16 protein-coding genes and 1 pseudogene are annotated in these 25,754 nt (G+C 66.4%); 9 read left to right on the forward strand and 8 right to left on the reverse strand.

Annotated elements, in window-relative coordinates; translation table 11 throughout:
• The first annotated feature begins 229 nt into the window (after positions 1-229).
• The 4 genes and pseudogenes from ACLJRM_RS41695 (at position 230) to ACLJRM_RS41710 (ending at position 3,858) form a co-directional block, all read left to right on the forward strand.
• Positions 230-472 (forward strand): hypothetical protein, encoded by a 243-nt coding sequence (locus ACLJRM_RS41695; protein ID WP_410666175.1) that lies wholly within the window; start codon positions 230-232, stop codon positions 470-472.
• A 101-nt stretch (positions 473-573) separates the two neighbouring features.
• Entirely contained in the window at positions 574-1,998 is a 1,425-nt protein-coding gene (locus ACLJRM_RS41700; protein WP_410666176.1) for a PIN-like domain-containing protein, read from the forward strand.
• Positions 1,999-2,267: 269 nt separating this feature from the next.
• Positions 2,268-2,813, forward strand: a pseudogene (locus tag ACLJRM_RS41705) (integrase); the annotation flags it as partial.
• Positions 2,814-3,081: 268 nt separating this feature from the next.
• Positions 3,082-3,858 carry a DUF2637 domain-containing protein gene (locus ACLJRM_RS41710; protein WP_410666177.1) on the forward strand — a complete coding sequence of 259 codons (777 nt, stop codon included), beginning with the start codon at positions 3,082-3,084 and terminating at the stop codon, positions 3,856-3,858.
• 164 nt (positions 3,859-4,022) lie between these two features.
• Here ACLJRM_RS41710 and ACLJRM_RS41715 read toward each other — a convergent pair whose 3' ends face one another.
• The 8 genes from ACLJRM_RS41715 to ACLJRM_RS41750 all read right to left on the reverse strand — a co-directional run bounded on the left by ACLJRM_RS41715 (position 4,023) and on the right by ACLJRM_RS41750 (position 16,778).
• Complete coding sequence (locus ACLJRM_RS41715) at positions 4,023-7,940, reverse strand: non-ribosomal peptide synthetase (RefSeq protein WP_410666178.1); 3,918 nt, start codon at positions 7,938-7,940, stop codon at positions 4,023-4,025.
• Complete coding sequence (locus ACLJRM_RS41720) at positions 7,937-8,977, reverse strand: TauD/TfdA family dioxygenase (protein WP_410666179.1); 1,041 nt, start codon at positions 8,975-8,977, stop codon at positions 7,937-7,939. Before ACLJRM_RS41720 ends, ACLJRM_RS41715 begins: the two co-directional genes overlap by 4 nt.
• A 23-nt stretch (positions 8,978-9,000) precedes the next feature.
• Positions 9,001-10,332 (reverse strand): MFS transporter, encoded by a 1,332-nt coding sequence (locus ACLJRM_RS41725; protein WP_410666180.1) that lies wholly within the window; start codon positions 10,330-10,332, stop codon positions 9,001-9,003.
• Positions 10,329-12,104 (reverse strand): amino acid adenylation domain-containing protein, encoded by a 1,776-nt coding sequence (locus ACLJRM_RS41730; protein ID WP_410666181.1) that lies wholly within the window; start codon positions 12,102-12,104, stop codon positions 10,329-10,331. The genes ACLJRM_RS41725 and ACLJRM_RS41730 overlap by 4 nt, the downstream gene beginning before the upstream one ends.
• Positions 12,101-13,315 (reverse strand): ATP-grasp domain-containing protein, encoded by a 1,215-nt coding sequence (locus ACLJRM_RS41735; RefSeq protein ID WP_410666182.1) that lies wholly within the window; start codon positions 13,313-13,315, stop codon positions 12,101-12,103. Before ACLJRM_RS41735 ends, ACLJRM_RS41730 begins: the two co-directional genes overlap by 4 nt.
• Positions 13,312-15,009 carry a condensation domain-containing protein gene (locus ACLJRM_RS41740; protein WP_410666183.1) on the reverse strand — a complete coding sequence of 566 codons (1,698 nt, stop codon included), beginning with the start codon at positions 15,007-15,009 and terminating at the stop codon, positions 13,312-13,314. Before ACLJRM_RS41740 ends, ACLJRM_RS41735 begins: the two co-directional genes overlap by 4 nt.
• Positions 14,996-15,943, reverse strand: a complete 948-nt coding sequence (locus tag ACLJRM_RS41745) for a TauD/TfdA dioxygenase family protein (protein ID WP_410666184.1) — start codon at positions 15,941-15,943, stop codon at positions 14,996-14,998. Before ACLJRM_RS41745 ends, ACLJRM_RS41740 begins: the two co-directional genes overlap by 14 nt.
• A 103-nt stretch (positions 15,944-16,046) precedes the next feature.
• Positions 16,047-16,778, reverse strand: a complete 732-nt coding sequence (locus ACLJRM_RS41750; RefSeq protein WP_410666235.1) for a thioesterase II family protein — start codon at positions 16,776-16,778, stop codon at positions 16,047-16,049.
• A gap of 2,270 nt (positions 16,779-19,048) precedes the next feature.
• Here ACLJRM_RS41750 and ACLJRM_RS41755 point away from each other — a divergent pair.
• From ACLJRM_RS41755 to ACLJRM_RS41775, 5 genes are all read left to right on the forward strand, one after another.
• Complete coding sequence (locus ACLJRM_RS41755; RefSeq protein WP_410666185.1) at positions 19,049-19,726, forward strand: Crp/Fnr family transcriptional regulator; 678 nt, start codon at positions 19,049-19,051, stop codon at positions 19,724-19,726.
• Between the two features lie 62 nt (positions 19,727-19,788).
• Complete coding sequence (locus ACLJRM_RS41760) at positions 19,789-20,694, forward strand: hypothetical protein (protein WP_410666186.1); 906 nt, start codon at positions 19,789-19,791, stop codon at positions 20,692-20,694.
• A complete protein-coding gene (locus ACLJRM_RS41765; protein ID WP_410666187.1) occupies positions 20,694-22,715 on the forward strand; it encodes a hypothetical protein in 2,022 nt (673 codons plus the stop codon). Before ACLJRM_RS41760 ends, ACLJRM_RS41765 begins: the two co-directional genes overlap by 1 nt.
• Positions 22,716-22,717: 2 nt before the next feature.
• Positions 22,718-23,455, forward strand: a complete 738-nt coding sequence (locus ACLJRM_RS41770; protein WP_410666188.1) for a hypothetical protein — start codon at positions 22,718-22,720, stop codon at positions 23,453-23,455.
• Between the two features lie 165 nt (positions 23,456-23,620).
• The gene (locus ACLJRM_RS41775; RefSeq protein WP_410666189.1) at positions 23,621-25,732 is read left to right on the forward strand and encodes an ATP-binding protein; all 2,112 of its coding nucleotides are present in this window, start codon (positions 23,621-23,623) and stop codon (positions 25,730-25,732) included.
• Positions 25,733-25,754: the final 22 nt, after the last annotated feature.

The following is a 25,754-nucleotide window of genomic DNA, read 5'->3' on the forward strand; positions in this document are numbered from 1 at the left end:
CGCAGCCCTCATCTGCCTCGCACGACGACGCTGCGACGTCCTCTACGCCATGCTCCGCAACCACACCCACTACCAACACCCCACGACATCAGCCGCTTGACAATTTCCATAGGGACACCCCCCCACCTGTCAGCATCTCTTGCCTGCCACCACGCAAGTCACCATTGGGTCGCCACGTCCTGTCTCTGCGGGCCGCCGACTCGCGCGAGCGGAAGGATACGATCGCACCATGCCCGAAGAGGAGCTGGCACTACGCGTCGCCCGTCTCGAACACCAGGTGGTCGACCTGACCGAACGCTCGGCCGCCGCGACCGCGGCGCGCATGCTCTCGGCCGGCGCCGATCGGGACGTCGCCGAAGTCCGCGCGGAGCTGCGAGTCCACACGGGGACTCTCAATGCTCTGCGCGAGAACCGGAACGACCTCCGCGAGGAGATTTGCCGCGGCTTTGCCACCGTCGGCACGTCGCTATAGCAGATGGTCACCCTGCTTGGAACGGCTGGCCAGGAAGACTATGAGTATAGCCCGCTGCGAGAATGCCGGACCATCGAACTCAACCGCGCAAAGGGAAAGCAATGGCCGACTCCGAGGATGTCGTACACGAATCCGCGAGCCTTACCGATATGTTCGAAGGCTACCTCACTCCGACGGATGGTGACTATCAAAGCGTTTTGACATCCGGTCTGGTCGTACCCGATGCCAACGTCTTGCTCAATTTGTATCGATATGCGTCCGTAACTCGCGAAGATTTAATAACGGTTCTCGGCAAACTTGGCGAACGCCTTTGGGTTCCACATCAGACCGCTTTCGAATTCTGGAAGAATCGCGAGAATGCGCTTGATGACCTCAAGAAAGTTACCGGCGAGACGAGCGCCTCACTGGAAGAGCTTTCTTCGCAAGTTTCTACCGTAATTTCAACATGGGCCAACCGTATATCTTTGGATAAAGGCAAGCGTCAAGAGATAGTCGAAACTATAAGGAATGGTTTCAAAGCGGCATTCGACGCAATCCATGCTCATGGTGATTTCGAGGGACGAAACGGCCATTGGGATACAAATCAGGATCAAATTCTAGTCAGCCTAAAGGATCTATTCAAAGGCAAGGTAGGTACCCAGCTCAAGCCTGACGAAGAGAAGGAAGCGCGCAGCGAAGCAAGGCGTCGGATCGCCGAAAAAGTGCCGCCAGGCTTTAAGGATGCGGGTAAGGACGATCCGTGCGGAGACTACCTGTACTGGCTTCAAACGCTGCAAGAAGCTCGTCGTCGGCAGGTAGACGTTCTAATTGTCACCGACGATTCCAGAAGTGACGATTGGTATCGACGACCAGGTGGGCAAACGCGAGGCCCGCGCCTTGAACTCATTCGCGAGATGAGCGAATTCGCCAAGGTTCGCTTATTTATGATGCGTACACAGTCGCTCCTGCATCATGCAACGCAAGCCTTGGAGGTCAACGTGCGTCCTTCGTCGGTTAAGGAAGCGGCGCAAGTCGACGAGCGGCCCAAGATTTATGCGGAGAATATTTTCATTGATCAGGATGGTCGAGAAATTGACAGAAGTACTCTTGATCGCGCAATACTCGACACGATAAACAGGAGGCGTGCGGACGAGCTTGACAGCGGGATACATCGAGCCGAATCCCGCAGGAATAAGGCTCAATACGAAGAGCACCTGATTTCCCTTGGTTTCTCTGTTAGGAGCGGCGTGGGCATTGGTGTCGAATGGGACTCGGCCGCCGAGCGAGGAAATCAGACTTTTCACGTCTACTACCTTAACCGGAGGTATGCACTGGACGAGACCTTGATGCATCCGAGGCTGGCGAGGCTTATAGGTGACGAGGAGCGCTTGCGGGCAAGTCATCCAAATGAAGTAATTGTGTTTCCAGTTAGACTTGCACCAACGGTTTATCGGCTGATAGAAATGTACGATTTCGGAGCAGTCTGGTGGGGGGAAGATTCCTGGGAAGGGAATATCCAAGCAATGAGGGCGGGTCTCATCTTCTAGCTTCCTCCAGGGGTTGCAGCAGCGACACTCGTCTCCGGGGTACTAAACTGCGGAACGAGGTTTCAGTGCGTCCGACAGGACCCATTGACGGTGCCACGTGCCACCCTCGCCGGGGGTACCGAGAGGGTAGGTGACCCATCCGACCCAGTGCCCGGTGACCGTGGTGGCCCACGTGCTCAGTGTCCCGGGCACGGTCCCGGTGAGGTCAAGCCCGTCTGGGAGTGATCCTCGTGGAGCCTCGATTGGGAAGACGCGACGCAGATCAACCCATGCGCAAACCGGACCTTCAATTGCCGGAGAACGGCTGGGGCGAGCTTCTGCTGTCCGAAACCGCGCCGACCGCTGGTTCGGCATGGACCGACTCCGGCGAACGACGTGACCGTCGGCAGCTCAAGCAGCGCGGAAAGGGCGAAGTCCGTTCGGTGCCGTCGCCCCCTCCGCTCACGGCGATACTCCACGAACACCTGGCCCTGCACGGAGTTGCGGCGGACGGCCGCCTGTTCCGGAACCTCACCGGCGGCGATCTCGCCGAATCAACGGTTGCACGAGTGTGGGACAACGCGCGTAAAGCGGCACTGACGGACGAGGAGTACGCATCGCCGCTGGCAGGGCGTCCATACGACCTCCGGCACGCCTGCGTGTCCACGTGGCTTGCCGCCGGGGTGCCGTCCACGCAGTGCGCGGAATGGGCGGGTCACTCGGTCGCGGTGCTGCACCAGATCTACGCCGCAGTGCTTGCTGGGCTGGTTTCCGCCGCACACCAGCTGATCGAGCAGGCTCTGAATTGGACGGAGGAGACGAACGAGGGCGAATGAGCCCGTGACGTGCCGGACGCCGCGCAGATTTGGGGGCGTATTGGGGGTGGACACCCGTGGAGCACCGGATATAGCCGGATACAGCCGGACAACATGAGACCGGCCCCCCACCTGATTTTGCCTGGTGAGGGGCCGGTTTCTGCTGGTCCTGTTGGTGCCCCCGGCGCGGTTTCAACAGCAACCCCACGGACCAGAATCGTGTCGTGAGCTGCGGATCTCTGCAACGACCGTGATCGAGCGACACCGTCGCAAGGCCCGGTGACCTCCCGTGAGTAACCCAAGCGGGGCAACCTCGTCCGGTCCGTGGCGCGATCCTGCGCTGGCCGTTCAGTGCGGCTGCACAGCCCTGGTCGCACTCGGTGCCGCCTACGCCTCCTATCGACACGGACGAGCCTTCGCACTCCAGTTCGGCGCCGACCACACCACCGCGGCCATCTGGCCGCTCATCGTCGATGGCCTTCTCATGATCGCTACCGTCGAACTCTGGAAACCTGTCGAGCCAGAACGGGCAGGAGGTCGCTGGGCCGCGTGGCTCGCGTTCGCCTTCGGCATCTCAATCTCACTCTGCGCCAACATCGGCTCCACAGCAGACCAGAGCATCTTCGGCATCACCGTCGCCGCCTGCCCACCACTCGCCTTGCTCCTCGCCGTCGAACTACTCAACCGAGCACTCGGACGACATAGGACAGAGACAGGAGCTCTGTCTGAGGAGCAGAGCGACGACAGGGGCGGAGCAACCTTCTCCAATGACACCGCCGTCATCGAAAGCACCTCGGTGAGCAAGCAAAAGCAACCCGCCGAGCACACCGCCGAAGAACGCATGCGGGTCTACTACCTCGCCGAACAAGCGGACGGCCGAACACCCACCGGCGCTGACCTCGACCGGATTGCCGGAACCCACAACTACGGACGCCGCGTCCTCCGAAAATGGAGAAAGAAAGGAATCCTCCTTCACACAATGCCAGAGCCACCGAAAGATCTTCCGGTGGAAACGCCACCAATGCTTCAACCGACGACTTCAGAACCGGCCACCGCGTACAGATAGATCGGAGGACGGTCGGCCTGATGGGCCGCCTCCCCACGCCTCTTACCGCATCGCACCGGATACTGCCGCCGGACGGCCGATCTCCGGAATGACTGGGTGCGTGTGAGGCTCCTGCCGGACCGGGCGGGGACGGCCGCGGTCCGGCAGGAGCCTCAGTCAAGCCGCTACGTGGCGCCGTTGAGTGCCTTGTCGATGAACGGAATCAGCTGGCCGACGATCGGCGGTTTCATCACCGAGTAGTGGTCACCGGGAAGCCAGACCTGCGTGACCCGGTCGCCGAACAGGTTCCGCCAGCCAAGCGCACCATCCGGCCCGACGATCGCCGATTCCTCCTCCGTGCGGACCAGCAGCACGTCGTAGTCGCCGAACTCCGGCCGGAAGCCGAGCACGTACTCCTGGCACGCGGCGATGTTCGACCGGTAGAGCGCGAACAGCGTCTCGAAATGCTCGGCGCCCGCGTCCGCGGTAAGCACGTCACGGTCCCGCATCGCGGCGGTCAGCAGCACCTGCTGCTCCGCGAAGGAGTAGCCCGCGAGGTCCGCGGAGGTCAACGGCAGCCCGTAGTGAGCCGCGAACCGCTCGACGATCTGTCGGTCGGTCATGCCCGCGTAGTAATCGTCGTCGGAGGTGCCCTCGACCACCGCCCTGAGCGCCCCCGTGTCCGGCGCGGCGCCGTCGATGACAACCAGCGTCCCGATCCTGTGACCGAGGCCGCGCAGCCGTTCCGCCAGGGCATAGGCGAAGACCGCTCCGAGGCCCCAGCCGACGATCGTGTTCGGCACCGCGTCGGCCGCGGTCCGGCGGCCGATCTCGGCGGCGTACTGCTCGACCATTTCGTGGACGTGCGGCACCGGCTCCCGCATGCCGTCCAGCCCGACCGCTTCCAAGCCGTAGACCGGGATCTCGGCCGGCATCGCACGCACCAGGTCGAGATAGCCCATGACACTCCCGCCACCTGCGTGAACGCAGTAGACCGGCTGCCGGGTGCCGTCGGGGCGCATCGGAACGAGCACTGTCGACTGCCACTCGGCCTGGGCACGGATCGTCCGGGCGAGCCCCTCGACGGTGCCGTTCTCGAAGAGGACCGAGATCGGCAGGCGGGCGCCGAGCTTGCGAGACAAGGTCGCGAGCAATTGAAGCGCCAGCAGCGAGTGCCCGCCCATGGCGAAGAAGTCGTCAGTGACGCCGGATCGATCCGAGCCCAGCATCGCCTGCCAGATCTCGAGGATTCGCAGCTCCAGCGAATCGCGCGGGGGTACCGCGGCCGCCGCGTGGCCAGCCGTGCTGTCCGTGGCCGCCAGCTGGGCCCGGTCGACCTTGCCGTTGGCGGTGCGCGGCAGCGCGGCGACGACAGCGAACGCCTTCGGGAGCATGTGCTCGGGCAGCACGGTGCGCAGGTGTCCACTCAGCTCGTCGACCGTGGGCCCGTTCGCCTCCAGCGCCACGAAGGCGGTCAGCACCCGATCCGGGCCCGCGACCGTGACGTGGCACTCACGCACGCCCGGGTGTCCGCGCAGCACCCCCTCGATCTCTTGCGGTTCCACCCGGAAACCATTGATCTTCAGCTGGTCATCGGTACGGCCTAAGTACTCCAGCTCGCCGCCGGGAAGGGCTCGAACCACGTCGCCGGTGCGGTACCAGCGCACGGGCGTACCACCCGGCGCCGCGGGCGCGCTGAGAAAGCGCTCCGCGGTCCGCTCCGGCTGGTTCAGATAGCCATCGGCCAGCTGAGCACCCGAGAGGTACAGCTCCCCCGGCATCCAAGACGGCACCGGCCTGCCCGTGTCGTCCCAGACCGCGGCGCGAGTGCCCGGCAGCGGGGTGCCGATCGGCACGGTCCCGGCGCGCGGGTCGAGGCGCGACGCGCTGACCGGGAAGGTGCAGACGCCGACGGTGGTCTCGGTCGGGCCATAGTGGTTGACGATCAGACAGTCTGGCGCGATCTCCGCGACCCGCTCGACCAGGTCGATCGGACATGCTTCACCACCGACGACCAGCAATCGGCGCGGCAGCACCCGGGCCGGATCGTCGGCGGCGTTGAGCAGCGCGGCGAGATGCGAGGGGACGATCTTCAGGCAGTCGATCTCCCTGTCGCTCATCCAGGCCGACAGCTCTTCCGGATCGGTGGCCGCCGACCGCGGCACGACAGACAGGCGCCCGCCCGAGGCCAGAGCTGAGAAAACGGCCGTATACCCCAGGTCGGCGGCGACGGTCGTGATGATGGCGAACGACGTTCCCGCCGCGCCGGGCAACCGCGGCCCGACTTCGTCGACATAGGTGGCCAGTGCGCCGTGGCTGACCGCGACGCCTTTGGGCCGGCCGGTACTGCCGGAGGTGTAGACGACGTAGGCGACGGCGCCCGGATCGAGATCCACCCGGGCCGCCGCGGTGGCTTCCTCGTCTTGCAGATCTTCGATCAGGAGGCAGGGTACGGGAGACTCCGCGAGCCGCCCCGCCAGCGCGGCGCTGGTGACCACGACACCGGTCCCGGTATCGGCGAGCGTCGCGGCAATCCGGCCTGGTGGCGTGGTGTCGTCCAGAACGGTGAACGCCGCGCCGGCTCGCCAGATGCCCAGCATTGCGCCGATGGTGAGCGCGCCCCGCTCGAGCAGAACCGGGACGACCGAGCCCGGACCGGCCCCGGCGGCCGTGAGACGGGCGGCCAGGCTGTCGGCGAACCGGTTCAGGTGCCCGTAGCTGAGGCTGGTGGTGGCGTCCTCGACCGCGATGGAGTCCGCGTCCCGCACGCAGTGCTCGGCGAAACGAACGGGCACGAGGCGTATCGCGCCACCGGCTGGCGTCTCCGCGACGGTCTGGTCCGCGTCGTTCGGCCAGACGCGCATCGCGCCGACGTGCGTGCCGGGGTCCTCGACCGCGTGAGCCAGCACGGTACGCAGCACCGTCCCGAGCCCGGTCAGGTCAGCCTCGGTGAACCGGGTGGGGTCGTAGCCGAGCGCGACCCGAACGGCGGTGGTCCCGACCTGGTCGGCAAGCAGCGCGAGACCGGCGCCAGGGTGCACGCCGTGGACGGCGACCGGTACGAACTGCAGGTCGCCTGCCGACCGGGGAGCGCCCAGGTCGACGTGGTCGAAGGCGATCACGTCCAGGGGGTCCCGGGTCGACCACCAAGCGATGTCGAACAGCTCCGCCTCGGCTGCGGCGTGCTCGAAGGCCGCGTGGCACCGCTTCACCAGGTCGCGGAACGGCGTGTCGGCGGCGACGGCGATCTGGAGCGGCAAAAGCCTCGCCAGCGGGCCTAGCGCGCCGGCCAGCTCCGGCGCGGATCGCCCGCCGTCCACCAGCCCGGTGAGCAGCCGGTCCGCGCCGGTGTAGCGGCACAGCACGACTTGCCACGCGGCGAGCAGCAGGTCGCGGAGATCGCACCCGGCGGCGGCGAGCCAGTCTGTGCCCTCGGGCGGGAGGACGTCCGCCAACTCGATCGCGACGGCGGTCGTACCCTTGTCATCGCGGCACTCCGGCAGTTCGAAGGGCAGTCTCAGCGCGGTGGTGTCGTCATCGACCTCGCGCAGGTAGCGCGGGCGCTCGAAGCGGCCGTCCCCGGCCCGCTCCCGCAGCCACTCGGCGAGGTCCGCGTACTGCAACGGATCCTCGCCGTCGCCCGTGCCGGTGTAGGCCCGGGCAAGCTCGTCGATCAGCGCCACCGCGCCCGCACGGTCCAGAACGGCCGCCGAGGCCCGCAGTCGCAGCACGTGTTGCTTCGGGCCGACGCGCCGCACCGCCAGCGACACAGGTATCGACTCGAGCACCGCCTCGGGTTCCCAGTCCTCGACAGCACTGGCCGCAGCGGCGTCCGCCTCGGTGCCGGGCACCTGATCCGGATGCGGTCGGATCACCTGGGCCGGTGCCACGTAGCCGTCCAGGATCCGCAGCTCGGTCCGCAGGACCTCGTGCTGCTCGATGACCTGACGGGCCGCGCCGTACAACCGATCCAAGTCCAGCGGACCGCGCAGCTCGACCACCACAGTCACCGGGACTGCCCGCCCGCCCCGCGGCTGCGCCTTCCGCCACACCAATTCCTGCTGTGGCGAGATCGCGAACGCGTCCACGGTGCCGGCGCTCATCGCTCACCGCCCGGCATCGACGAGGCGGGCTCTGCCATCGCCACGAGCACTTTCCGCGGACCGGTGTAAGGCTGTCGGCCGTGCGCGGTCAGCACGTTGTCGATCAGCAGCGCATCTCCGTCGCTCCATGCCTCCGCGCGGTACTCGGCGTCGAACGCCGCGTTGATCGTGGCGATCACTTCGTCCTCGATCGGTGTCCCGTCCCCGTACAGCGCGTTGCGCGGCAGATCGATCGGGTCCAGCGCCTCCAGCAGCGATCCGCGCACGTCCGACGGCAGACTGACCGGGTGGAAGAGGTGCGCCTGGTTGAACCAGGCCCACTCACCGGTGACCGGGTGCCGCACGACTGCCTGCGCGACCTGCTGCGTCCGTAGCCGCTGATCCGGCAGCCAGGTGAATTCGATCCCCGAGTCCGTGCAGAACTGCTCCACCACGGCCGGATCGTTGGTCTCGAAGGCCTGCTGCCATGTCAGGTCCATACCGCTGCCGTAGTTGCGCACGTACATCACGCCGTGCGTGGCGAAGCGGTCCCGGACGTCCCGCGGGATCCGCTCGTACACCCGGCGGCTGTCGGCCAGCGGCGTCGCACCGCCGGTCTGGGCCGCCTTTTCGCTGAGGAACCACAGCCGCATCGGCCAAGTCGTCGCGTAGGCCAGCTCGTTGTGCATCGGGATCGACTCGCTCGCCGGGTACTCGGTCGAGGTGTAAACCTGACGCATCTCGCGGGTGCGGGGCGTCGACCCGTACACGTAGTTCATCGCCTCGGGCGACACGGCGAGGACGAGCCGCTCCAGGTTCTCGGCCCCGGAGATGCCGAAGCCTCGGAACAGCACCGCGCCGTGGCTGTGCAGTAGTTCCCGCAGCGGCTCGCGGTTCGCCGCCAGCCAGGCGGCCAGGTCGACGCCGGGCACTTCGGCCGCGACTGTCGCCGGAAGGCGTTCCGCGGTCGGCGGTGTGACGGTGACCGCCAGGCCGTCCGCCACGGCGACGGTGCGGCGGCGGATGTCCCGGAGTGCTGGACGTTGTCGCGCGTTCATGTTCACTGTCTCCCCCTTGATGGTCATGCGTTGTTGAGTGGGCGCTCAGTGGCACCCGGAACCGGTTCGGTGGACGAATCCGTGGACGGAGGCTCGGGCTCGACGTCCGAGATCGCCCGGATCTTGCGGATCGGTGAGACGAACGTCAGGACGGCCGGCACCAGCAGCGCCACACCGATCACGACGATCGCGAGTCGGGTGCCGATGGCCGCGCCGAGGAAACCGCCGACCAGCGCGCCCAGCGGCAGCGCGCCCCAGATGATCGTGCGGATGGCCGCCGTCGTCCGGCTCATCAGATGCTGCGGCGTGACGGTCTGCCGGATGGTGATGACGTTGACGTCGAACAGCGGGTTGCTAGCGTTCTGGAGGAAGAAGGCCGCGCCGACGACGACCGCCGCCGGTGCGCCGCCGGCGAAGGCGAGCAGGATGCCACCGACCGCGCTTACGCCGGTGGCGATGCACACGGTGGGGCCGACGCCGAGCCACGTGTTGATCCGTCCCATCACGACAATGCCGAATACGCCGCCGATGGCTCCCACGAACACGATCGTGGCGATGGTCGACGCGCTCAGGTGCAGCTCGTGTGACATGAACACGAAGAACACCGCCAGCAGCGCCTGGAGCAACAGGTTCCAGGTCCCGGCGATCAGGGCGATCCAGCGCAGGAACGGGGTCTTCCGGATGAACACCAGTCCGCTGAGCAACTCCCGGCGGATGGACGCGGGTTCCGTCGACTCCTCCGGCACAGTCCTGACCCTGCCGATCGAGTGCAGGAAGAGCGCCGAGAAGGCGAACGTCACGGCGTTGACGGCGATGGCGTAAGGGGCCGATAGGACCCGCAGCATCAGCGCGGCGATACCGGGGCCCGCGACCTGGGATACCACGGCGCTGCTCTCAAGGAGCCGGTTGGCGTTGATCAGGTCGCGCTGGTCGACGACCGAGGTGAGGATGCTCTGATAGGCGATGTCGAAGAACACGGTGGCCACCCCGACCACGAACACCACGACGCACATCAGGGCGATCGACAGCTGGCCGGTCCACGCGAGAATCGGGATCATCACGATCGCCACCGCGCGGATCCAGTCCGCCGCGATCATCACGACTCGGTGGTTCCAGCGCTCTACGAAGACCCCGGCCAGCAAGCCGAAGAGCAGGTAGGGCGCCCGCTCGGCCGCGGCGAGCAAACCCACCTCCACCGTGCCGGCGTTCAGGATCAGGATGGCCGCCAGCGGGAAGGCGACCATGCTGACCTGTGCGCCCATCTGCGAGACGGACTCCGCAGCCCACAGCTTGCGGAACTTCGCCTGGCCTGGAGTGAACGGCCAGCGCCTCAGCCGTGACAGGACCGATGTCATGGGGCAACCCTCTTATTCGTTGGCTGGGGGCAGGACGCCGCCAGGCGATGGACGGACACGTCGGCCGGGTCCTGGGTCAGCTGTCGGACGATGTCGCCGAAGCGCGGCGCGCGGTAGAGCTCGCGCAGTGGCGGCGCCTGACTGAGGCGGGCCCGCAGCTGCCCGAGGAACTCAACGGCCGCGACCGAGTCCCCGCCGTCGTCGAAGAAGTCCGCGTCGTCGTCCTCAGGTTCGGCGCCCAGCGCCGCCGCCCAGCTCTCCCGGACCGTGTCCGCGACGCTTCCGGATGACTCCGGGCGCGACCGCACCGCGCTCTGCAGGGCCCGCAGCACCCCGGCGTCGACTTTGCCGCGATCGGTCAGCGGGATCGCGGAGACCGGTGTGAACGACGCGGGGATCATGTAGTCGGGCAGCCGGGCCGCGAGGTGATCGCGCAGTTCGGCTGCGCGCGGCGGGGCCGTGGTGTCGACCGCGACCACGAACGCCGCCAGCGTCCGGCCGACGCCGAGATCCACCGGGAGCACTGCGGCCTCGACGAGGCCCGGATACGTCAGCAGCGCGTTGGCGACCTCACCCGGCTCCACCCGGAATCCGCCGCGGACCTTCACCTGCTCGTCCGCCCGGCCGTGGAACTCGATCAGCCCGTCGGCCCGGACCCGCCCCAGGTCGCCGGTACGAAACCAGCGGCCGTCGGCCGTGGTACCGAACCGCGCCGAGGTCTCGTCCGGCAGGTCCAGGTAACCGCGCGCCGGCGCGATGCCGCAGATCAGCAACTCGCCAAGCTCCCCGTCGGGCACCGTGCGCAGGTCGGCGTCGACAGCGGCGAGCCCGACACCGCGGATGGGGCGGCCGATGGTGACGGGGCCGTCCGCGGTCAGCTCGGCGAAGCTCACCGCGACCGCAGCCTCGGTCGGCCCATAGGTGTTGACGATCCGGAACTCCGGGTGGACGGCCGCCGCGTGCCAGGCAGCGGCCGCGTCCGGGCCTGCGGCCTCTCCACCGATGACCATCAGCCGCACCGCCGTCGGCAGTCGCATGCGCGGGACCTGCCGGAGCGCGCGGCCCAGCTGATTCCAGACGCCGGTCGGGAGGTTGACCACGGTCAGTCCCCACTTGTCGACCAGCCGCAGGAAGTCCTCAACGTCCTCGTAGCGGAAGTCTTCGTCCCGCAGTACGAGTGTCGCGCCCGAGCCGAGCGCGGTGAACACCTCCTCGATCGCGATGTCGAACGCGATGGACGAGAACTGCAACTGCCGATCGGCCGGGGTGAACCGGTACTCGGCGATCGCGGCCTCGATGTAGTTGACGATCGCGTGCTGCTCGTTGACCACACCCTTGGGCTCGCCGGTCGAGCCCGAGGTGTAGTTGAGGTACGCGGGCGGGGAAGCGACGCGCGGCACCCGGTCCAGCAGTGGTTGCGGCGGGGCCTCCGGGACGACGAGACCGTCTCGCTTCACAACCGCCGCGGGCCTGGCGTCGGTCAGGAGACGGTCTCGCCTGCCGCGCGGGTCGCGCTGGTCGAGCGGCAGGAACGCCGCGCCGAGCCGCCCGGCGGCGAGCATCGCCGCCACCAGCCGCGTCCCGACCGGCAGGTCCAGGACGACGACGTGCTCCGGCCCGACGCCGGCAGCACGCAGCTCCGCGGCGAGCGCCGTGCTTTGCCGGAGGAGCTCGGCATAGGTCAGCACATGCCCGCCGTGCTCGATCGCGCACGCGTCCGGAGCCAGCCGGGCCTGCCGCTCGAACAGTGCGGACAACGAGAGGTCGGTCATCGCTCGTACTCCCACTCGGTCGTCCGCTCCAGCAGTTCCTCGATGGCCACCCGCCGCTGATCGAGTTCGGCCAACGTGTCGGCCTCGATCCAGATGTCGTAGACGCGACCGGCTGAGCCCTGCCGCCAGTGGACCGGCGCGCCGACCCGGATGCGTGTGTCGACGCCGAAGACGCCGGGTACGCCGCGCACGGTCCGTGGCGACGGCAGCGCCACCACCGCCACAGCGCCGTAGGGCGGCTGCGCGTAGTAGTGCATGGCGTGTCCGCGTGGCTCTGCGAACGCATCCGGCAGAGGCTCCCCGGCCGCCAGCGCCATGGCCAGCCCCACCGGCTCGACGGTCCCGGCCCGGGGCATGAGCCGGCAGAGGCCGCCGCCGAGCCGCCCGTTGACCTCGATGATGACCGGCCCGCCGGGACCGAGCTTGAACTCGATATGCGTGATGCCCGCGGTGAAGTCCACCGCCGCGATCGCCGCGGCGGCGAGCTCAAGCAGGGTCCCGGTGAGGGCGCTGTCTCGATGCACCGGGAAGACGAGGCCGGTGTCGCGGGCAGGCGGGGCGAGCGGCAGCCGTAGCGTCACGCCGATGTGCCGGATCGCACCGTGGGCGTCGACGGCGCTTTCGACGGAGACCGAATCCGTCTGCAGCGGCCCGAACGGTGTGTCGACGCCCTCGATGTAGCGCTCGGCGACGTAGGCCCGGTCGGGGGACAACAGCGGCATCAGATCTCGGAACTCTTCGGCGGAGTGGACGAAGGCGGTGTCCTCGCTGCCCGCGCCTTCGCGCGGCTTGATGACGGCCGGCATCGGAACGCCGTCGGGGAAGACGCCGCCCCGTAGCGGTGCCGTCGGCACGTCGCCGACTCCGCACGCGTTGAGCCGCTCACGTTGCGCGATCTTGTCGGAGCACCAATTCGCCGCCTTCTCCGACAAACCAGGCAACCCGTAATGCCGGGCGAGCTCGGAAGAGAACCGGAGGCTCCTGTCGGCGAACGTGAGGACCCCGTCCGGGACCCGGCCGTCGAGCGCGCGGACGCACGTACCGAGGCTGTCGGCGACGACCACCTCACCGAACTCCCGCAGTATCGGCATGGATGCGAGTGCGTCGGCGTCATCCGGCTCGACGACGAACACGCAGCCGCCATAGGGCTCCGCGGCCTCGGCGATGGCATCGGGTGGAACGGATCCGATGCTGAAGACATTGACGATCATGATTTGCTTCCCTTCGCTTTTCCTGCTGCCGCCGGACGTGCGAGCGTCCTTCGCCGGACGCCGGCCGGCGTCGTGGATCGCGCGGCGGGGAGGACGGGGCTGGACGGGTCGGTGGCGAGCTCGCGCAGGACAGCGACGAATCGGTCGGCCAAATCCCGCATCGTCGCCGCGTCGAACAAGTCCGTGCTGTAGCGCAGCTCCCCGGCGAGGCCGGTGTGGTCACCGCCGGGCGACCCCGACTCCAAGCCCAGCCATAGGTCGTACCGCGAGAAGGCCAGGTCGACGTGCTCCTCGGCGCAGGACAGACCAGGTACCCGTAGCAGATCGCCCTCGTCGTCCAAGAGCGTCAACATCACCTGGAACAGCGGGTGCCGGGCGAGCGAGCGCGGTGGGTTGAGCGCTTCGACGAGCCGGTCGAACGGGACGTCCTGATGCCCGAGCGCCTCCAGATCGACTTCCCGGACCCGGTCGAGCACGGTGCGCAGGTCGGGTTGCCCGGCGCAGTCGACCCGCAATACGAGCGTGTTGACGAAGAAGCCGACGACGTCGTCCAAGGCCGCGTCGGTGCGTCCGGCCACCGGGGCGCCGACGACGATGTCGGAACCCGCCCCAAGCCTGTGGAGCAGCACAACGAGTCCGGTGTGGACGACCATGAAGAGGCTGGTTCCGGTCGACTGGGCCAGTGCTGCCAGCGCCGCGTGCAGCTCGGCGTCCACCGTGACCGCAACGCAGTCGCCACGATAGGACGGCGTCACCGGGCGGGCCCGGGCGAACGGCAGCACGAGCTCGTCCGGCGCGCCGGCGAGCGCGGATCTCCAGTAGCGGATCTGGCTGTTGCCGAGGCCGTGCGGGTCGGCCTCGGCGCCGAGCAGCTCGCGCTGCCAGCCCGCGTAGTCCGCGTACTGCACGGGCAACGGAGCGAACACCGGCTCCCGTCCCTCCGCACGCGCCGTGTAGGCCCGGGAAAGGTCCTGGAACAACGGCCGTACCGAGCCGTGATCGACCGCAATGTGGTGGATCACGACGAGCAGGACGTGCTCGTCGTGTCCCGTCTCGAACAACCACGCCGCGATCGGCGGTTCCACGGCGAGGTCGAAGACGTGCTGTGCGGCGGCGGCCAGCTCGGCTGGCACATCCGCGACCGCCTCTCGGCGCAGCGGCAACCGCACGGCGGCGGGCTCCAGAATCTGTTGCCAGGGAACGCCGTCCACGTCGACGAAGACCGTACGCAGGCTCTCGTGGCGGAACACGACATCGCCGAGCGCGGTGGCGAGCGCACCGGCATCGAGCACGCCGTTGATCCGCATGGCGATCGGCACGTTGAACACGCCCCCCGTCGCCTCGAACTGGTCGACGGCCCAGAGCCGGTGCTGGGCGAACGAGGCCGGGACCAGCGCGGATCTGTCCAGCGGGACGAGCGCCGGGCGGGTGCTCGGCGCCGAGCCGAGGGACGCCGCCAATCCGGCGATCGTCGGCACCTGGAACAGCGTCTTGAGCGGAAGCTCCACACCGAACCGCGTCCGGACCGCGTTCACCAGACGGACGGCCAGCAGCGAGTTCCCGCCCTCGTCGAAGAAGTCGTCTTCGAGCCCCAGCTCGTCGGCGTCCAGCCCGAGGACGTCGGCGAACAGCGCGGCCACGACGCGGTGGCGCTCGTCAGCCGACGGAACGGTCGCCAGGTCAACGGTTCGCAACGTCGGCTTCCCTTCGCACGGCGCTGCGCAGCGACCGCCGCGGGCCCTGGGGACGGTCGCCCGCGATGCTCACGCGCTCGAGCACTCGGGTCTGCGGGTAGTAGTCGGAGACCGCGTAGTGCTGAGTAGACCGGTTGTCCCACAACGCGACGGCGCCGTCTGTCCAGTGGAAGCGCACCTGGTATTCGGGATAGTGCGCCTGGTCGCACAGGTACGCCAGCAGTTCGTCGCTCTCCACCTCCGCCACGCCGAGAATGCGCGTGGTGTAGAAGCGGTTCACGTAAAGGATCTTCTCCCCGGTCTCCGGGTGCACCCGCACCACCGGATGCTCGCTGACGGGGAATATCCCTCGCCCGTCGCGCTCCCGTGCGACCTCGTCGTAGCCCTCGTAAATGGTCAGCGGGTCGTGCACGGCACGGAGATTGGTGATGCGCTTCTTGACGTCGTCGGGCAGACCCTCGTAGGCCGCGGCCATATCCGCCCAGAGGGTGTCACCACCGGCCAGCGGGACATGCAGAGCGCGCAGGATCGAACCGAGCGAGGGCCTCTCGTCGCCCGAACCGTCGCTGTGCCAGACATTCTCCGCGCCGGGCTCACCCGGCCCCGCCGCGACACGGGTCACCTCGGGGAAGTCGCCCTTGTCCGGCATCGGCAGGAACAGCGGCTCACCGAAAACCCTGGCCAGCTCGACGTGGTCGCCACTGGACAGATGCTGGTCTCTGAAGAAAAGCACCTTCCAGTCCAAGAAGGCCCGCCGCAAATCGGCCCGCGCGGCCGCCGGAATCGGCGCGGCCAGCGACAACCCCGATATCTCGGCGCCGATGGTCGGCCCGCACGGCCGGATGGCCAGGTATTCGCTCTCGGTGATGAGATCGCGCCGAGCCAGGACTTGTGTGCGTCCGACGGGACGCCAACGAGACTTTATTCTTTGCATGATGGAAGACCTTTCGGTGATGACACAGAGCGAAGGAGGGCATTTCTGGGCGCGACGGCCCGCTGACAGGTGATCGGGACAATGCAGTGCGACCTGAGGCAGGTCAGACTGTTACGAGGCCCAGCTCAGCGGCGATCAACTCGGCGAGCTTCATCCACGAGGCACCGCTGAACATATGGTCGGCATCGGCCACTTCGCGAACTTCGGACAGAACCAGGCTTTCGGAAGCCCACTGGCCAAGGTCGGCGGATCGTATTTCGGGATCGTCCATCCCGTGGAACACGGTGATCGGAATACTCAGTTCGCCGGGCACGAAATGATATCCGGAAACGGCGCGAATATCGGCTTCCAACACTTCCAGCGCCAAGGCGCGCATCTCGGGATCGGCGGTGACATCCTCGCCAAGATAGCGTTCGGCCAGCGACTCTCCGGACCCTAACTCGTCCGCCGCGGTGCGGGCCGCCTCGGCCGGAGGCAGCTGCGAAGCGACGACCAGGTGCGCCACACGCGACCCCAGTGAGCGCGCAGCCTCGTAGGCCAGCAGTGCGCCGGAGCAGTGTCCGAAAAGGACAATCTGCCGGTCACCCAATGCTTCGACCTCGGAAACGATGCTCTTCACCAGCGAATCGACGTCACCGAGACACGGCTCGTCAATGCGACTCTCCCTGCCTGGCAGCCGCACCCCGTAGACGGTCGCGGCAGCCCCGAAGACCCGCGCCCAGGGCCGGAACGGGGCCGCCCCGGCCCCTGCCCAGGGCACGCAAACCAGCGCCAGGTTCTCTGTCGATCTCGGACGAAAGGCTATGAGCGCGCCAGAAGACGCATTTCTCTGCATATCATTATCCCCCACTGCATCCCCATTTATTGCACAAGCAGAATGATCACCGATCCCCACCAGTACGGTCACTCTGCCCCCAAAGAGACCACCATAACCCTCAATGAGTTGTCAACCCTCAAAGCAATAACATCACGGCCAAGCAACGCAGACACGAATTAGGTGATCTATTCACCAAACCTCACGCCGGCTTCGGTTCGGGAAGAGTGAATGCGTTGCCGCCAGGTCACGCCGACAGATGTTGTTACCCACACCGGATCCAACCGGTCCATCGACCGATCGGCGGCAGGATTCGCTGAGGCGAGCAGGGCAGACGCACCATCTACGGCTACGAAATCGTGTGCACTCAGCGACAACTAATACGGTTTTCGGGAAAACAGTTTGCCCACACGCCACAAAGGATCGTCGTCGACAGCGGGTTTCCTCACTACGTGCGGCACTCGTATGCGTGACGGCATTCGACCACACTGTAGTCGACTCACCGGCATCGACACCGAACGGACGAGGGTTTTCAGGAAAGAACCCGTCACCTTTGTCCGTTCTGACCAGAACATAAGGTAGGAAATTCGCGTGGCGAAGAGACCCTCATCTCGCAGAGTCCCGTGACGCCTGGTGCGGTGTCGACCTCCGACCGTGACGCCACGGGTTCGGTCCGGCTCACGAAAATAGCCGCCGAACGACTGACGTGGGCCCATTACCTACGCGAACGTTCACAAGACGGGACACCATCCGGCGCAAACTGGACCGCATCGCCGGAACCCACAACTACGGCCGCCGCATCCTTCTGAATGACGCAAATAAGGCACACTCCCGGACACGACCTCTGCAGAACGCGAGCCAGACCATCCACCGGAAACGCCGCCCAGGCCCCGCATGACGACATCACAGTCCCATGTCCGCACGCCAGAGCGAGAACTCGTCGAATCGACACCCGAAAGCTAGATCGAGCCTCATCGCCACCACACGACACTACGACGACTGAACGGAACGGAACTCGCCACTACGATCTTCAAAACCAGGTCGCTAGTGTCGTCCCCACGTAGGCGGGATTGGTCCGCCGACTAGGGCGACCAGGGCCGAGCTAGTCGAGATCCTCCGGTTGTCCCCGCGCAGTCGGGGCTAGTCCGACTAGCTCTGCGCGCTCGACCATGTCCCCGCACGAGCGGGGCGGTCCCGGTCAGGCAGGTTCAGCGATCGCAGCGCAGCCTGCCCCGCGGACGCAAGGTTGGCCGTAGGCGCGGTACATGTAGGTGGCCCGCTTCCCAGTCTTCCCAGCGCGAGCAGGGTTCGCCTGATGTCGCCCGCTCCGCCGCATCCCGCTGTAGAACCAGCAGCACAATCTTCAAAGAGTTAGATCAATTAGTATCGTCCCCGCGCAGTCAGGGCTGGCCCAAAGGCATCGTGAGCCACTTTGAGAAGCCGATCAAGGACACCGGCAACTCATCAATTCGACCGGAGCCTGCGCGGCGGCCGGGTCGCCGACCTACCGGCCGATGCAGACCGGGCGAACTACCCCCACGCTGTGCTGGTCAAGGCCGCCAGAGGCGAAGCGCTCCCTCCTGACCAGTGAAGGCCTCACATCCGCGTCATTACACCGTATGGGTGATATGTGCCGTTGAACGGTGACATTAGCGAGAGACGAACCGTGGTGATGTGCAACGGGGGTCCGCAACCAGTGGGATCTCCTGCTCTCCCCCCGGGACACGAGTCAGCTGCGGCGTGAAGGAACTCAAGTTCGTGCCTCCGGTACTACCGGCCAACCAGACGGACGATCGCGATCATTCCGCCCCCCGAGGGGGTCGCGCCTCGCCGTCGACGAGTGCGTCCACGAGAACGGACCATTCGACCTACAGCCCAGCCTCCACCGAGGAGGCACTGGAGAAGTTCACCGAGTTCGTCGTGCACTCAGAAGACGGCCTCGTCACGCACTGACGAACACGCGGGAGCTGCTGCCGACTTTCTGCCTCGCACGCAGTCAAGACACTTGAGTCATACTCGGGTAGGACTTGATACGACACCAAGGTCACTCTTCGTCACGTGGCTCCCAAAGTCGCAGTAGCCATCCGCCGAACTTTTCACGTGCGTGGCGTTCACTGATACAGACAAGCCGGTAACCAGGAACAGCCCGAGCGCCGAGATGGTCAGTTGATGCCTTGGACGGATACGGCGGAAATTCGTCCACTGCGTGCGGATTCATGTGAGACAACAGGGTCCGGCTGAACGGGTGATTCGCCCGACACTCGGCCTCCGACCCGCTATCGTGATCGGTCGTGCCAGATGATCATGCACTCCGGGGGTTTCGCGCGCTCGTCCCTGAACGAACCTGGTCGACGTTGTGCAAGCTCGGCTTCCGACGCGCCTTCAGTAAGGGCGAGCCCATCTTCGTACGTGGCGCCCCGGCGACCTCGGTTCTACTGCTGACGTCCGGGCGGGTCGAAGTGGGGTGTCACACCGAGGACGGCGACTACCGCCTCATCGCCCTGCGCGGCGCCGGTGACGTGATCGGCGAGGTGGCGTTTGAAGTCGGCGGGGTGCGCACGGCGGACGTTTACGCGTTGGAACGCTGCGCGGCGTTTGCAGTGCCCTCAGGCACTTTCGAGCGCGTGCTCGTCGCCGACGGTGTCCATCGGGAGGTCGGCCGGTACGTGGCGGCCAAGCTGCAACGGGCGAGTCAGGACTCGGTGGACATGCTGAGCCTGCCCCCGTTGCGGCGGATCGCGCGGTTGATGGTGCAGTTAGCCGACTTGGCCGAGCCGGGACATGACCCTCGCCTGATCCCGCTGTCGCAGACCCGGCTCGGGCACGCGCTGGGGCTGTCCCGCAGCCTCGTAGCCGGCTTGGTCGCTCAGCTGCGCCAGGAAGGCGTCCTGAGCGCCGAGCGCAACCTGACCATCGAACGGTTCGACAAGCTCCGTCTCCACGCATACCCCAGATTAGAAGTGACATAGGTCACTTCTGATCGTCTTCTGGTGGACATCACCCCGCGGTCTAGCAGGCCACAGTGCTTCCCATGACTAAAACCACGCACTCCACCACCGATGAACTGCCGCCGTATCACGCGGTGCTGTCGGTGGATGTCAAGAACTTCAGTGGGGTCACTCCCGCCGATCACTACGCGCTCACCGAGTTGATCCCGACCATCCTTGAACGCGCCTTCGAGCGAGCGGGCCACGCCGCAGTCTGGGCGGACCGTCGGTTTCCGGCCGGTCGTGGTGACGGGTTCGTGGTCGGTTTCCGTCCGGAGACCCTGCCGATCCTCGTCGGGTCGTTCCTCGACGCTCTCCAAGAAGAACTGGCCTACCACCACCGTATGCGCCTCGGCCAATCCGGCGAGCCGACCCGCCTGCGGGTGAGCGTCGCGGTGGGCCCGCTGATCGATTCCGGGAACGCCCGGCTCGGGGACGGCTCAGGTGCGGCAATGATCGAGACACACCGGCTCCTGGACTGCGAGCCAGTCCGCAAGCTGCTCGCCAGTTCCGAACCTGAGGTCACGTTCGTCGCCGCGGTGCTCTCGGCGCGCGTTTACGAGGACGTGGTGCTCTCCGGGTACACGACGAAGGCACCGGCTGAGTTCGTTCGCGTCCCGGTGTCAGTGAAGAACTACGTGGGCGACGCCTACCTGCACGTGCCGAAACCCTCAGGTGATTTGCTGGCCCGCGGCATCGGCACGCGGGACGAGCTCGTTCTCGAAGATTCGGCTTTAACGGACGAAGCTCCCGAAGCTGAAAGCGCAGTGACCAACACAATCAACGGCACCGTACACGGGAACGCGATCCAAATGCGGGACCAGAATCGCTGGACCGACAAATCCCGGCACTCGCACCAACACACCACCGGCGACGGGAACATCGTCACCGGCGGCAGCGTGAGCGGCGGTATCCGACAGAACGTCCGCAAGAACAGGAAGAAAGACTGATGACCACGGATAGCTTCACCGCCCCCACCGATAGCACCTCGGTCACCGGCGACGGCAACCTGACCGTGCGCGGCGACGTCACCGGCGATGTTTCCATCGGCGTGCAGAAGGGAGACATGATCCAGGTCTTCGGCACCGGCAGCGGATACCGGGACCTGATCGTCCGAGACGAGATCGACCCTGGCCACCTGCGCTGGCTCGAGGACCGATTCGCCGAGCCGCACGATTTTACCGGAATCGTGAACTCGTTGCGTGACAACAAAATCGTCTTCCTCTACGGCCGCCCGCACAGCGGACGGTGGACGGCCGGCGTCTTGGCGCTCAAAACCGTATCTAGCGCCGAAACACCAACGATCAACGTCATCGAGTTCGACGAAGAGACCCAGCTCGACTTGCGCCGCGTCGCACAGAGCGCCCACATCCTGCTCGACCTGACCAAAACCGACAACGACGTGCTCGACAACGCCGAAAGCCAGCTCAAGAGCTTCCTAGGTACCGTCGCGGCCGCGGAAGCACATCTCGTCGTGCTCCTGCCCGAACCACCACCGCCCGGACTGCAGTCGCTCTACCAGGGCCGGATCAAGCAGCTCATCGCACCGGCTGCCGGGGACGTGCTGCACGCACACCTGCAGGAAACTTCGGTTCCTGGGGAGATCGTGTCTGACCCCCAGATCACCGAGGCGCTCACGTCTGCCCGCCCCGCCGACGCGGCCTGGCTGGCCGACCTCATCGCGCGGGAGTACCACCTCGCGGGCGAGGGCGCCGCCATCGGCACCGTGGCCGAGAAGGCGGTCCTCGCCTACGGCAACTGGACGGCCGAGCTGATCACCGTCGTCGACAGGGAGGAGGACTGGAACCGCCGCAGCCTGATGCTCACCGTCGCCCTGCTCGGTGGCTGCTCGACCGAAACCCAGTACTGGGCAGAACGCGAACTGCTCACCACCGCCGGCTACACGCCCCCCACCGGGAAGCTGCTGGAGGGCCGCGGCTTCGCCGGCCGGCTGACCGAGCTCAAGGGCGTTAGCTTCGCCGATGACCGGGCGCGGTTCGACCGCCTAGGCTATGACCGTTCGGTCCTCCGGCACGTCTGGCGCGGTTACCCCGAACTCCGCGACAGGCTAGTGAAGTGGGTGACCGAACTCGGGCTTGGGCAGCAGCCTCGGCTGGACGATAACGCCAGGGCCGGCATGGTGAGCCGTTTTCTCGACCTCTGCGCGTCCCAGGACGCCACCAAGTTCATTACGAAGGTGGCTGAAAAGTGGGCAGGCTCCGGCAAGACTGTGCCTGCCCGCATGGCTGCCGACCTCCTTACTGCCGGAGCGCTCGACGATCGCAGCGCTCCAGTTGTGCACCGCCAGCTCAACGAGTGGGCTCGAAAATCCGACCTCGCCCCCGCGCTCGTCGATCTCGTGCTGACAGTGTGCCAATCCGAGTTTGGCGGCAAGCACACGGACAAGGCGCTCACCCGGCTGGGCAATCTCGCCCTGCACACCGAGCGGCAGGTTAACGACAAGGTCGTGGCAGCCGTGCTCGCTCTAGTTCGTGACAACGGCGCGTTCCCGCAGGTGCTAGCAAAACTCGACGAGTGGCTGCGTAGCGGCAAGGAACGGCAGCGGGCTGTCGCGGTGCGGATCTTGCGCGAACTGCTCTCCGTGGACGCCGGCGAGTTCATCGGGGTGCATCGGCAGGCGCTGGTCCGGGTTTGGCAGGTCCTGCTGGCTGTGGAAGACCACGCGCTCGTTCATGAAGCGATCGGATCCTGGCTGGACCTGGCGACTGGCTCGGACCAGCGGGTTTTCCTGCTGGGCGTGCTCGGTGAAGCCGCGACGGCGTTCGACGCCTCGGTCGCGCGGATCGGGACGGTGCGCATGGCTGCCGACCGCTGGCTCGGATTCGTCCCCCGCTACTGGGACGACCATGACAGCACCGACCCGCGCCTTGTCGTGCATCAGGCGCTGGCAGAGGCACTGCTGCCCGGGCATCCGTTCACGGCACAACCCCTCCGGAACGAGGACTCCTGAGCATGCGATGGCGCCGCCGCACGACACCGGTCGGGTTCGCACAGGAGGAGCCCGACCGGCGCGCGCCGTTCACAGGCGCGGTTCCCAGCGAGCTGCCCAGCTTCGACTTCGAGGTGCGCTGCACGGTGGTCTGGAACGCATCATCAGCCTGGCAAGAAAAGGCTTGTCAGGAGGTCGTAACCCACGCCATCAATCTGCTGAGCAACTACTCGCCTACCCACGCAGACGTCGCCGGAACCCGACTAGCCGCGGACCTGATGGCAGGTACAGCGCTGTCCGACGATCCCCCGGTTCGTGTGTGGGCAGAAGATGTCGTCGTCACCGTGGACCCGGACCAACTCGAACTGGCGCAGCAACATGCACAACACCTCCGGCAACGAGAAATCGCCGCCGCCGGGCACGAGGTCGAACGGGCCGAACTCACCTACCTGAAGAACACCGTCTTCAAGAACACGGCGTCGGCAGCGCTCTGGTGGTTGCGACACCACGACTACGACGTCACCAGGTTGAGTTCGGTCGTCGAAGACCTAAATCGTACAGTAAAGATCGTGGCCGGTAACGACATTCTACCCCCAGTGGATGCACTCATCACCGCTTTCGACGTGCTAGTCCCGGATCTCGCTCCGAGCGCACGGTACGAAACCCACGATCGATTAGCGAACATTCTCGACGCTTTAGGAAAGACCGAGGACGCGGACGCCGTGCGCTTCCAATTAAGACAGCACTCGCCGGATGCTTGAGAGGATGGCTGGGGTCTGTCCGGCGAACGGCTCATCTTTGTTCCGCGGCGTCGTTGCCAGAGGAGTTGCCGTTTCGCGAACAGTCCCCTCCATTTACGAAGCTCAGCAGCTGGTATCTCTGAGCTGCAGAGGAGCAGCGGGCTGCGATCGGGCACACTGAGGGGCATGGTGGGGACCTCAGAGGGACAGAACCTGATCCGCGGCGATGTCCTGGGCAACGCTATCCAGGCGAGGGATGTCGGCACGATCGTCCTTAAGCAAGCGGGGCGCCCGCCGGTGGTGCCGCAGCAGCTGCCGTCGGCATCGCCGCTGTTCACCGGCCGCGAAACCGAGATGGAACGGCTAACTGCGGTGCTTGAGCACGAGCTGGGGAAGGGTTCCACCGTGGTGATCTCAGCGCTTTCTGGCGCTGGCGGGATCGGGAAGACCTGGTTAGCGCTGCACTGGGCGCACCTTCACCAGGACCGTTTCCCAGACGGGCAGCTGTTCGTTGACCTGCGCGGCTTCGACCCCAGCGACGACCCGATGCCACCGCACGAGGCGGTCCGCGGGTTTCTCGACGCCCTCGGAGTCGCCTCGGACACCATTCCCGCGGAGCCGTCCGCACAGGTCGGGTTGTACCGCAGCCTGGTCGCAACGCGACAGATGCTCATCGTGCTCGACAACGCCCGCGACAGCGACCACATCACCCCGCTACTGCCCGGCGGTTCCCGCTGCACGGTGCTGGTGACCAGCCGGGACCAGATGGCCGGCCTCATCGCCCGGCACAGTGCACGACCGATCACCGTCGAGGCACTCGACGAGCAGCAGTCGCATGCGCTGCTCGCCCGCCGGCTGGGCGACACCCGGCTGGCGGCAGAGCCTGCCGCGGTGGCCGAGCTGATGCGTAGCTGTGCAGGATTGCCGCTGGCGTTGAGCATCGTCGCTGGCCGCGCGATCCTGGACCCGCACGTTCCCCTAGCGGATCTGGCCGCGGAACTGCGCGACACCGCCACTCGTCTGCAGGCACTCGATGAGGGAACCCCGACCAGCAGCCTGGAAGCGGTCCTGTCCTGGTCCTACCGTGCCCTCACTCCAGAACAGGCCACGGTGTTCGCGCTGCTCGGCGCGGCGCCCGGGCCCGACATCAGCGTGCCCGCCGCCGCCAGCCTCACCGGCACACCGGAAGCCCGGACTCGCACAATCTTGCGGTCGCTCGAGCGCGTGTCGCTCATCCAGCAGCACGCGCCTCAGCGCTACCGGATGCACGACCTGGTCCGGCTCTACGCCGCACGACATACCGAGCCCGCCGCCGAAACCCAGGGCCTGCGCCGCCTGGTGACCTTCGCCTGTCACACCGCACACGCCGCCGACCTGCTCATCGCACCCAACCACACCCCCATCGAGCTCGACGAACTGACTCCTGGCTGCGTACCCCGCCAACTCGCTGACCGTGACGAGGCCTGGACCTACCTCACCACCGAGCGGGCCAATCTCATGGCCACCCTGCAACTGGCGGCGAAGAGGGGTTGGAACTCGGCGGCATGGCAGCTCGCCTGGGCTCTGACCACCATCCAGCTCCGCCAGGGGCACCTCCAGGAGTACCAGACAGCATGGAAAGCAGGACTGGCCGCGTCCCAACACCTGCCCGATGTTCGTCTCCGCACCCGCGCCTACCGCCATTGCGGCCGCGCCGCCGCGCTGCTCGGCCAACATGATGACGCACTCCACCACCTGCAAGACGGCATCTCCTGGACACAAGAGCACGGCGACCAGCTGGGTGAGGCCCACACCCATCGCGCACTCGCAGTCGCCTGGGACCAACGCAACGAGTACCAGAAAGCCCTAGAGCACTCCGAACGCGCCTTCCGCCTCTATGAGGACGTCGGTGTCCCGGTCAGCAGCGCTCACGCCCTCAACGAAATCGGCTGGTACACCGCCAAAACCGGCAACCTCGACCACGCACATCAGCACTGCACCCACGCCCTGGACCAATGCCGAAGCCGACGGGACCGCAGCGGCGAAGCAACCACACTGCTCAGCCTCGGCTACATCGCCCACCACACCGGTGACACCGACCTCGCGGTCAACACCTATCAGCACTCCCTATGCCTTTACCGGGAACTCGGCGACGCCGCATCTGAAGCCACCGCGCTCGATTACCTCGGGGATGCGATCCAGAATCGAGACACGACGGCGGCACGCGAGGCGTGGAAACAAGCCCTTGAGCTGTTCCAGTCGCAACACCGCACCAAAGACGCCGACCGCGTCCGGCAGAAGATCAGCACAGTCGGCTAAACAGTATTTTCCAGGATTGGGC

This window comes from Amycolatopsis sp. lyj-84 (assembly GCF_046549075.1).
Taxonomy (GTDB): Bacteria; Actinomycetota; Actinomycetes; order Mycobacteriales; family Pseudonocardiaceae; genus Amycolatopsis.

Bases quoted from the DNA above. Each gene is read 5' to 3' on its own strand.
- ACLJRM_RS41695 (WP_410666175.1), top strand. From the start codon at position 230: ATGCCCGAAGAGGAGCTGGCACTACGCGTCGCCCGTCTCGAACACCAG.
- ACLJRM_RS41700 (WP_410666176.1), top strand. From the start codon at position 574: ATGGCCGACTCCGAGGATGTCGTACACGAATCCGCGAGCCTTACCGAT.
- ACLJRM_RS41715 (WP_410666178.1), bottom strand. From the start codon at position 7,940: ATGAGCGCCGGCACCGTGGACGCGTTCGCGATCTCGCCACAGCAGGAA.
- ACLJRM_RS41720 (WP_410666179.1), bottom strand. From the start codon at position 8,977: ATGAACGCGCGACAACGTCCAGCACTCCGGGACATCCGCCGCCGCACC.
- ACLJRM_RS41725 (WP_410666180.1), bottom strand. From the start codon at position 10,332: ATGACATCGGTCCTGTCACGGCTGAGGCGCTGGCCGTTCACTCCAGGC.
- ACLJRM_RS41730 (WP_410666181.1), bottom strand. From the start codon at position 12,104: ATGACCGACCTCTCGTTGTCCGCACTGTTCGAGCGGCAGGCCCGGCTG.
- ACLJRM_RS41735 (WP_410666182.1), bottom strand. From the start codon at position 13,315: ATGATCGTCAATGTCTTCAGCATCGGATCCGTTCCACCCGATGCCATC.
- ACLJRM_RS41745 (WP_410666184.1), bottom strand. From the start codon at position 15,943: ATGCAAAGAATAAAGTCTCGTTGGCGTCCCGTCGGACGCACACAAGTC.
- ACLJRM_RS41750 (WP_410666235.1), bottom strand. From the start codon at position 16,778: ATGCAGAGAAATGCGTCTTCTGGCGCGCTCATAGCCTTTCGTCCGAGA.
- ACLJRM_RS41760 (WP_410666186.1), top strand. From the start codon at position 19,789: ATGACTAAAACCACGCACTCCACCACCGATGAACTGCCGCCGTATCAC.
- ACLJRM_RS41765 (WP_410666187.1), top strand. From the start codon at position 20,694: ATGACCACGGATAGCTTCACCGCCCCCACCGATAGCACCTCGGTCACC.
- ACLJRM_RS41770 (WP_410666188.1), top strand. From the start codon at position 22,718: ATGCGATGGCGCCGCCGCACGACACCGGTCGGGTTCGCACAGGAGGAG.
- ACLJRM_RS41775 (WP_410666189.1), top strand. From the start codon at position 23,621: ATGGTGGGGACCTCAGAGGGACAGAACCTGATCCGCGGCGATGTCCTG.